Raw genomic sequence first — 7,665 nt, forward strand, 5'->3', positions numbered from 1 at the left:
TAACCTGACACCATGCACGACGACCACAGCACCGACACCGCACCCGACGCATCGAGCGCCGAGCTGGCCGGGGACGCCGCGAGCGGCGACCCGGCGAGGGGCCTGGCCGCGGTACGCGCACTGCGCACCCTGGCCGACCGACTCGAGGACGTGCAGGTGGCCAACGCCCGTGCCAACGGGTGGAGCTGGCAGGCGATCGCAGAAGTACTGCAGATCAGCCGACAGGCCGTGCATCAGAAGCACTCACAACGTGAGGCCCGTGCGAGCGGGCCAGAAGGAGATTCAGATGTTTGAGCGAATCAGTCGCGATGACAAGATGCTGCTGGCTTTCGCCACGCAGGAGGCCGGCGACCTGGGTCACCGGCAACTCGGTAACGACCACCTGATCCTGGGCATGCTCTGCAATGCCCGGAGCCCGCTGTTCGCGCTGCTCGCCGACCATGGCCTGACGCTGTCGTCGGCCCGGGAGGCGGTACGTCAGTACCACGACGAGCACGCGGGTCGGTCCGACACCGCGGAGACCGCCGACGACGAGTCGTTCCGCGAACGCTATGAGGAGGACCGAGATGCACTGCGCACGATCGGGATCGACCTCGACAAGGTCCGCGAGGCGGTGCGCGGGCGGTTCGGTGAGGACCTGCCCGACGGGTGGGGCGAGCGCGCCGAGCGCGGACCCCGAGGTCGTGGTCGCGGGAGACGTGGGGACGGACGCCGTGGGGAAGGACGAGGGGACCATGGTCACCGCCACGGCCGCGGTCGCGGCCCCCGGCCCGACTGCGGTCCCGAGGGCTTCGGCCCGGGTCCTTTCGGCCCGGGTCCTTTCGGTCCGGGCGCCTTCGGACCGGGCGCCTTCGGACCGGGTCCCTGGGGCCAGGGTTTCGGCCCCGGTCCGGGCGGACCGTTCGCCGGGGAGGGGCCGTGGGAGCCGGGGCGCGGCCGGCGCGGACCGCGAGGCCGGGGTTCCCGGCCGCGCTTCGCGAGCGACACCCGGGACGCCTTCGGCCGGGCCATGGAGATCGCGCGGGAACGGGGCGACCGACGGCTGCGCGCCGAGTACCTGCTGCTCGGGATCATCGACACCGCCGACGATGCATCGCGGGCACTGATCGAATCCGCCACCACCGCAGCGGAACTCCGCGCGGCCGTGGTGGCGATCCTGCCCGACGTCGAGGCCCAGGTCTGATCCCGGGAACGGCCGGCCTCAGGTCAGTGCGAGTGTGACCGCCGTGACGACCGCCCACGCGAGCATCGCCTTGCCGGTGGTACCGATCGACGGGATCAGACCGGGGCCGGCCGCACCCGTCCTCACCGGCGTGTAGGCCTGCCACAGCAGCGGGAACGTCACCAGCCCGACCAGCGCCCATGGGGTCGCGAAGGCCAGCACCACGCTCATCGCGAGCGGGGTCAGGAGCAGCGCCGCGAAGAGGATCCGGGTCCGGGCGTCGCCGAGGCGCACGGCGAGCGTGATCTTGCCGGACTCGGTGTCGCTGGGGATGTCTCGCAGGTTGTTGACCACCAGCACGCTGCTCGAGATCGCGCCGACGCCGACCGCGCAGGCCAGCCCGACCCAGTCGATGCGGCCCGAGGAGACGTACTGGGTGCCGAGGACGGCGACGAGTCCGAAGAAGGTGAACACCGCGACCTCACCCCAACCGGCGTACCCGTAGGGGCGCTTGCCGCCGGTGTAGAACCAGGCGCCGGCGATGCAGATCGCCCCGACCAGCACGAGCCACCACGCGGTCGCGATCGCGAGCACGAGCCCGCAGACCGCGCCGATCCCGAAGCACAGGAACGCGGCGGTCTTCACGGCCTTCGGCGAGGCGACACCCGAGCCGACCAGGCGCATCGGGCCGACGCGGTCGTCGTCGGTTCCGCGCACACCGTCGGAGTAGTCGTTGGCGAAGTTCACGCCGATGATGAACGCGACGGCCACCGCGAGCGCGAGTACCGACTTCCACCACGTCACGTCGCCGGCGTGCAGGGCCGCGCCGACGCCGGCCACGACCGGCGCGATGGCGTTGGGGAGCGTGCGCGGACGAGCGCCCTGAATCCACTGCGAAGGGGTAGCCACGGAGTTCATCGTGTCACGGGGTCGCGCCGGTGCGGCGGCGGCCCAGCAGGTGTCGCTCGACGTTGCTCCTCGCGCTACGAGACGCGACACCTGCCTCAGATGTCGCGGAGGGTTGCGCGACGCGGGGAAGCGGGTGGAACCCGCGTGAGGCTTGGTGCGTCTGACTTTTCATGCATCTCCCCCCTGGACTCCGCGCGCTCGCTCGTGACCACGACGGCCTGATCACCGCGGCCCAGGCCCGTGAACACGACCTCGACCGGTGGGCAGTCCGCCGCCGGGTGGCGGCAGGTGACTGGATTCGTGTGGGACCACGCCTGTACCGGCTCGCCGATCATCCGGCGACCGAACGAACCCGAGCTCGGATCGCCACCTTGTCGGTAGGTCCCCGAGCGGTGCTGTCGGGCCTCGCGGCCGCGTGGTGGCTCGGCGTCGTCGACGAGCTACCCGTGGTCATGACCGTGACCGCACCTCGAAGCCGGCACGGCGGGGCGGTCATGGGCGTGCGGATCGTTCACCGCACCCTCGCCGACGCGGACCTTCTGGTACGCAGCGACCTTCGGGTGACGGGAATCGCGTTGTCGGTGCTGGAAGGTGCGGTCGAAAGCGGCGTCGAAGTCATCGACGCCGCACTGCAGAAGCACCTCTCACCATCGAACGTCTCGGTGAGGCCTACCAGCGTCGGCGCGGGTGCCTCGGCGCTGTCGAGATGGGGCAGACGATTACGTTGCTGGAAACCGGTGCACGGTCGGCTGCGGAGCGTCTCGCGGTACAGGTCATGCGCGACGCGGGTCTCACTGGCTGGGCGGCCAACCATCCGAGCTGTGGGTACGTGATCGACTTCGCCTTTCTCGACCGGATGGTGGCGGTGGAGATCGACGGATTTGCCTTCCACCGCGACGCGCAGACGTTTCAGCGTGACCGCGCCCGACGCAACGCGCTCATCGCGGCCGGCTGGACGGTGCTGAACTACACCTGGGGTGACCTCCGTGCCCGAGCCCACTACGTCGCGACGTCGATCAGCCAGGCGCTCGCGACCGCTGCCTGAATGCAGCTGTCGTGCAACGGTGCGCCCAGCGCCACGAATGGCGACACCTGCCTCAGATGTCGCCGATCGGGGCGGACTTGAATTCAGGAACCGAAGCGAGCCCGCAACGCGCGGCGGTCGTACTTGCCGGGGCCGCGCAGGGGGAGTGCGTCGAGTTCGACGATCCGCCGGGGTGCCGCGTAGCGGTCGAGCCGGTCGATGACCGATCCGCGAATGCGGTTGACGTCGAGGCGTTCTCCGGGACGGACCACGACGAACGCGGTCACCGCCTCGCCGAGCCGGTCGTCGGGGAGCCCGACGACGACGCATTCGGCGACCGCGGCGTCGTCGGCGATCACGGCCTCGACGACCTGCGGTACCACGGTCAGCCCGCCGGTCGAGATGGCCTCGTCGGCGCGGCCGACGATGCTGAGCAGCCCGGCGTCGTCGACGACCCCGAGGTCGTCGGTACGAAAGCAACCCGGCTCGGCGAACGCCGGATGGTCGGGCAGATTGCGGTATCCGGAGGCGACGACCGGGCCGCCGAGCAGGACGCGGCCCACGCCGTCGGGGGCGGGGTCGGCGATGCGGACCGAGACACCGTCGAGAGGCCGCCCGTCGTAGACGCAACCACCGGCCGTCTCGCTCATCCCGTATGTCGCGACGACCGGGAGGCCCTCGGCGACTGCTCTGTCCCACAACGGCTTCGGAGTCGCCGCTCCGCCGACGAGGATCGCGTCGAGCGTACGCGAGGCGGCCGTCGCGGCGGGATGGTCGAGAATCTTGACCAGCTGGGTGGGAACCAGCGAGGTGTACCGCCGCGGACCGTCGAGCTCGCATATGGCACGCGCGTACACGTCGGGATCGAAACCGGTACGTAAGTCCAGGATCGCCGGGGTCTGGCCGGCGGTCAGCGCGCGGAGGATGACCTGCAGGCCGGCGATGTGATGGGGCGCGAGCGCCAGCAACCAGTTGCCGGGCCCGCCCAGGCGATCGGCAGTGGCCCGCGACGACGCGGCGAGGGTCGCGGGGGAGTGCTGCGCACCCTTCGGGGTGCCCGTCGACCCCGAGGTCGAGACGACCAGGGACACCCGGTCGTCGATCGGAGCCCCTACGTCCAGCGCGGAACCGAGTTCGGCCGCAGCGCGGGCGTCGTCGGGCACGGGCAGCACGGCCGTCGAGCCGTCGAGGACGGCACGCAGGTCGTCGACCCGGTCGAGGACCGCCGGCGTGGCGGGCAGCAGAAGCGGGCGCAGGGATCTCAGGACGGATCCCCGTCGGTCGGATCGTTCCTGTCGGGATCGGCGCTGTCTGGATCGTCCCCGTCGGGGTCGTCGCTGAACGGCCATCCCCGGGAGATGAGGTGTGCACGCACCCGCGAGATGTCGTCCTCGTGGGGCAGGTCACGGGTGTAGTGGGTGATCTTCACTGCGGTGTCGATCCGGGAGATCGGCTCGGGTGGCGGCGGCGACTCGCGGACGAGCTCGGCCGACACCTGGGTCACCTCGTCGTCGGTCAGTTGTCGTCGTAGCAGCGCGACGAGCGGTATGTAGTCGTTGTGAGGGACGCCGTCGGGGTATCCGGCGCGCAACCACTCCACGACCTTCTGCAGAAGCGTCGGGCGGTCCACGGCGTGGCTCCGATCAGAAGCGGGGACGATCACTTGTAGCCGAACGGGAAGAGCTTGATTCCGGTGTAGTAGTAGATCGTCTGCCGGGTGATCCAGAGGATCCCGACGACGATCACCAGGATGACGATGGCGAAGATCACATACGCCAGGGCCTTCAGCGCAGGATGCGGGTCGGAGGCGGCCCCGTCGGCGTCGACGGCACCGTTGCCGAGGGACTGCACTCGCAGTCCGATGGCGAACAGAGCGGGTAGGCCTGCCCCGAACGCCAGTCCGACGACGAGTACTTTGCCGATGGCCTCGAAGGTGTCCACTCTCAGGAGCTCCTCTCCGGGTCGTGCTGGACGATGATCTCGGCCGGGATGACCGGGGGTAGCGGGAGGCTGGTGTCGTTCTCCTCGGTCGCGACCGCCTCCTCCCACTCCTCGCCGACGCGGGCGTCGCCCTCCCAGGCGTCGTTGACGTTCTCGTGGTCGACCTTGTTCTCCTGCGCGCGCCAGTACATGTAGCCCGACGCCGCGACCAGCACCGCGAAGATGATGAGCGCTCCGGTGACGTCGCCGAAGAGGTGCGCGATGAAGTAGCAGGCGGCGCCGACCGCGCCGGCGGCCGGCAGGGTGGTCACCCAGGCGACGGCCATCCGGCCGGCGACCGACCAGCGGACCTGGGCGCCCTTGCGGCCCACCCCCGAGCCCAGGATCGAGCCCGTGGCCACCTGTGTGGTCGACAGCGCCATACCCGCCGCGCTCGAGGTGAGGATGATGGCGGCCGACGAGGCCTCGGCGGCCATGCCCTGCGGCGAGGTGATCTCCACGAGACCCTTGCCGAGGGTGCGGATGATCCGCCAGCCTCCGAGGTACGTGCCGATCGCGATGGCGGCCGCGCAGCTGAGGACCACCCAGAACGGGAGGCCGTGGCTGACGCTGGACGCCTCGAGGTGCCCGGTCGCGATCAGCGCCATGGCGATGACGCCCATCGTCTTCTGGGCGTCACCGGTGCCGTGGGCCAGCGAGACGAGCGATGCGGTGGCGACCTGTCCGTAGCGGAAGCCGTTCTCCTTCTCCCGGTCGGCGATCCGGCGGGTGATCGCGAAGACCAGCCAGGTGCCGCAGCCCGCGACGAGACATGCGATGACGGGCGCGAAGAGCGCGGGGATCAGGATCTTGGAGGTGATCCCGGACCAGTTGATGCCGCTGACCCCGATCGCGGCCAGCCCCGAACCGATCAGTCCGCCGAACAGGGCGTGGGACGAACTCGAGGGCAGGCCGAACAGCCAGGTGAAGAGATTCCACAGGATGCCGCCGATGAGCCCGGCGAAGATGATCAGCAGTGCCGTCGTCGCCGACAGGCCGGCCACCAGCTCGCCGGCGTCGGGGCCGGATGTCTGCTGGATCTCCAGCACGTCCTTGGTGATGGTCGCGGCGACCTCCACGGACAGGAAGGCGCCGACCAGGTTGAGCACCGCCGACAGCCCGACCGCGACCTTCGGCTTGAGAGCGCCGGTGGCGATCGACGTCGCCATGGCGTTGCCGGTGTCGTGGAAGCCGTTGGTGAAATCGAAGCCGAGGGCTGTGATCACCAACAGCACCAGGATCAGCATCTCGCCGCTCATGGTGATGATTGTGGGACCTACCGCCCCCATTTTCCTAAAATCCCGGCACAGTTCCGCCGAACGGGACCCGGGCGGGGCCTACCTATCGGACGTTCAACAGACTCTCGGAAACCGGGCGTCCCTGTGGAAGAATCCAACGGCATGACATCGATGAAGCTGGGCATGCCGATCAACTACGCGGGGGACTTCCGCGAGACCATCAACAACCTCGCGGACTTCGAAGCGGCGGGCGTGCAGCGCATCGCGGTCCCGGAGGCCTACAGCTTCGACGCCGTCTCCCAGCTCGGTTACATCGCGGCCAAGACCGAGACGATGGAACTGCAGACCGCGATCCTCCCGATGTACTCGCGTACGCCCACCAACCTGGCGATGACCGCGGCCGGCCTCGACTACATCAGCGGCGGCCGGGCGGTGCTCGGTATCGGCGCGTCGGGTCCGCAGGTGATCGAGGGATTCCACGGGGTCAAGTACGACTATCCGCTGGGTCGCGCCCGCGAGCACGCGGAGATCTGCCGGATGGTCTGGCGCCGCGAGAAGCTGAACTACCAGGGCAAGCACTACACGCTGCCGCTCGACGAGGAGCACGGCGGTTCGGGGCTGGGCAAGCCGCTGAAGATCATCAACCACCCGGTGCGGGACAACATCCCGCTGCTCCTCGCCGCCATCGGCCCCAAGAACATCGAACTCGCCGCCGAGATGTTCGACGAGCTGCAGCCGATCCTGTTCCACCCGGAGCAGATCGACGCGGCCTTCGGTGAGTCGCTCGCGGCGGGCAAGGCCAAGCGGGATGCGTCGCTGGGCGATCTGGGCATCGTCGTGCAGGCCACCGCGCGCATCTCCGACGACGCCGAGCAGATCGACAACGCCAAGCAGCTCGTGCGTCATCACGCCGCCCTGTACATCGGCGGGATGGGCGCGCGCGGCAAGAACTTCTACAACCAGCTCGCCGTCCGTTACGGCTACGTCGACGAGGCGAAGCTGATCCAGGACCTCTATCTGGACGGCAAGAAGGCGGAGGCCGCGGCCGCGGTTCCCGAGGACCTCGTCACGTCGATGTCGCTGATCGGTTCCAAGGCCCAGGTGGCCGAGCGGGTCGCGGCGTTCCGCGAAGCCGGCGTCACGTGCATCCTCGCCTCGCCCACCGCGCCGACCCACGCCGAGCGTGTCGCCGAGGTCGAGCAGCTGCGCGACGTCTTCGGGGGCTGATCTCGTTCATCGTGGAGTTGATCCGAATGCGGCGGTCTGTTGTCACAGGTCGTCGTATTCGTTTCTCCGGCCATTCGCTGTTCGGGTGCAATTCCGCGACATTTCACCACACTTCGACGATGGTC

The 7,665-nt window shown here is 69.4% G+C and carries 8 protein-coding genes and 1 pseudogene; 4 read left to right on the forward strand and 5 right to left on the reverse strand.

All coding sequences use genetic code 11. The annotated features are described in order from the left end of the window. The first annotated feature begins 12 nt into the window (after positions 1 to 12). A complete protein-coding gene (locus KTR9_RS05540; RefSeq protein ID WP_014925567.1) occupies positions 13 to 294 on the forward strand; it encodes a hypothetical protein in 282 nt (93 codons plus the stop codon). After that, positions 287 to 1,183: a Clp protease N-terminal domain-containing protein gene (locus KTR9_RS05545; protein ID WP_014925568.1), complete on the forward strand. Its 897-nt coding sequence runs from the start codon at positions 287 to 289 to the stop codon at positions 1,181 to 1,183. The genes KTR9_RS05540 and KTR9_RS05545 overlap by 8 nt, the downstream gene beginning before the upstream one ends. An 18-nt stretch (positions 1,184 to 1,201) precedes the next feature. Here the strand turns inward: KTR9_RS05545 and KTR9_RS05550 are convergent, their stop codons facing one another. After that, the gene (locus tag KTR9_RS05550) at positions 1,202 to 2,071 is read right to left on the reverse strand and encodes a 1,4-dihydroxy-2-naphthoate polyprenyltransferase (protein ID WP_014925569.1); all 870 of its coding nucleotides are present in this window, start codon (positions 2,069 to 2,071) and stop codon (positions 1,202 to 1,204) included. A gap of 170 nt (positions 2,072 to 2,241) precedes the next feature. Here KTR9_RS05550 and KTR9_RS05555 point away from each other — a divergent pair. Then, positions 2,242 to 3,116, forward strand: a pseudogene (locus KTR9_RS05555) (DUF559 domain-containing protein). Between the two features lie 83 nt (positions 3,117 to 3,199). Here KTR9_RS05555 and menE read toward each other — a convergent pair. The 4 genes from menE to KTR9_RS05575 are packed head-to-tail and all read right to left on the reverse strand — an operon-like array spanning position 3,200 to position 6,334. Continuing rightward, positions 3,200 to 4,360, reverse strand: a complete 1,161-nt coding sequence (menE, locus tag KTR9_RS05560; protein WP_083889017.1) for an o-succinylbenzoate--CoA ligase — start codon at positions 4,358 to 4,360, stop codon at positions 3,200 to 3,202. Beyond that, positions 4,357 to 4,725: a DUF3349 domain-containing protein gene (locus KTR9_RS05565; protein ID WP_010842002.1), complete on the reverse strand. Its 369-nt coding sequence runs from the start codon at positions 4,723 to 4,725 to the stop codon at positions 4,357 to 4,359. The genes menE and KTR9_RS05565 overlap by 4 nt, the downstream gene beginning before the upstream one ends. 29 nt (positions 4,726 to 4,754) lie before the next feature. Beyond that, positions 4,755 to 5,036 carry a hypothetical protein gene (locus KTR9_RS05570; protein WP_014925572.1) on the reverse strand — a complete coding sequence of 94 codons (282 nt, stop codon included), beginning with the start codon at positions 5,034 to 5,036 and terminating at the stop codon, positions 4,755 to 4,757. 2 nt (positions 5,037 to 5,038) lie between these two features. Next, entirely contained in the window at positions 5,039 to 6,334 is a 1,296-nt protein-coding gene (locus tag KTR9_RS05575; RefSeq protein WP_049942622.1) for an inorganic phosphate transporter, read from the reverse strand. Positions 6,335 to 6,475: 141 nt separating this feature from the next. Between KTR9_RS05575 and KTR9_RS05580 the strand changes: the two genes are divergently transcribed. Then, positions 6,476 to 7,540, forward strand: a complete 1,065-nt coding sequence (locus KTR9_RS05580) for an LLM class F420-dependent oxidoreductase (RefSeq protein ID WP_014925574.1) — start codon at positions 6,476 to 6,478, stop codon at positions 7,538 to 7,540. Positions 7,541 to 7,665 lie beyond the last annotated feature (125 nt).

The organism is Gordonia sp. KTR9 (assembly GCF_000143885.2).
Classification (GTDB): Bacteria; Actinomycetota; Actinomycetes; order Mycobacteriales; family Mycobacteriaceae; genus Gordonia.

What these genes read in the sequence shown, in the direction of transcription:
- KTR9_RS05540 (WP_014925567.1), top strand. Translation starts at nt 13, where the DNA reads ATGCACGACGACCACAGCACCGACACCGCACCCGACGCATCGAGCGCC.
- KTR9_RS05545 (WP_014925568.1), top strand. Translation starts at nt 287, where the DNA reads ATGTTTGAGCGAATCAGTCGCGATGACAAGATGCTGCTGGCTTTCGCC.
- KTR9_RS05575 (WP_049942622.1), bottom strand. Translation starts at nt 6,334, where the DNA reads ATGAGCGGCGAGATGCTGATCCTGGTGCTGTTGGTGATCACAGCCCTC.
- KTR9_RS05580 (WP_014925574.1), top strand. Translation starts at nt 6,476, where the DNA reads ATGACATCGATGAAGCTGGGCATGCCGATCAACTACGCGGGGGACTTC.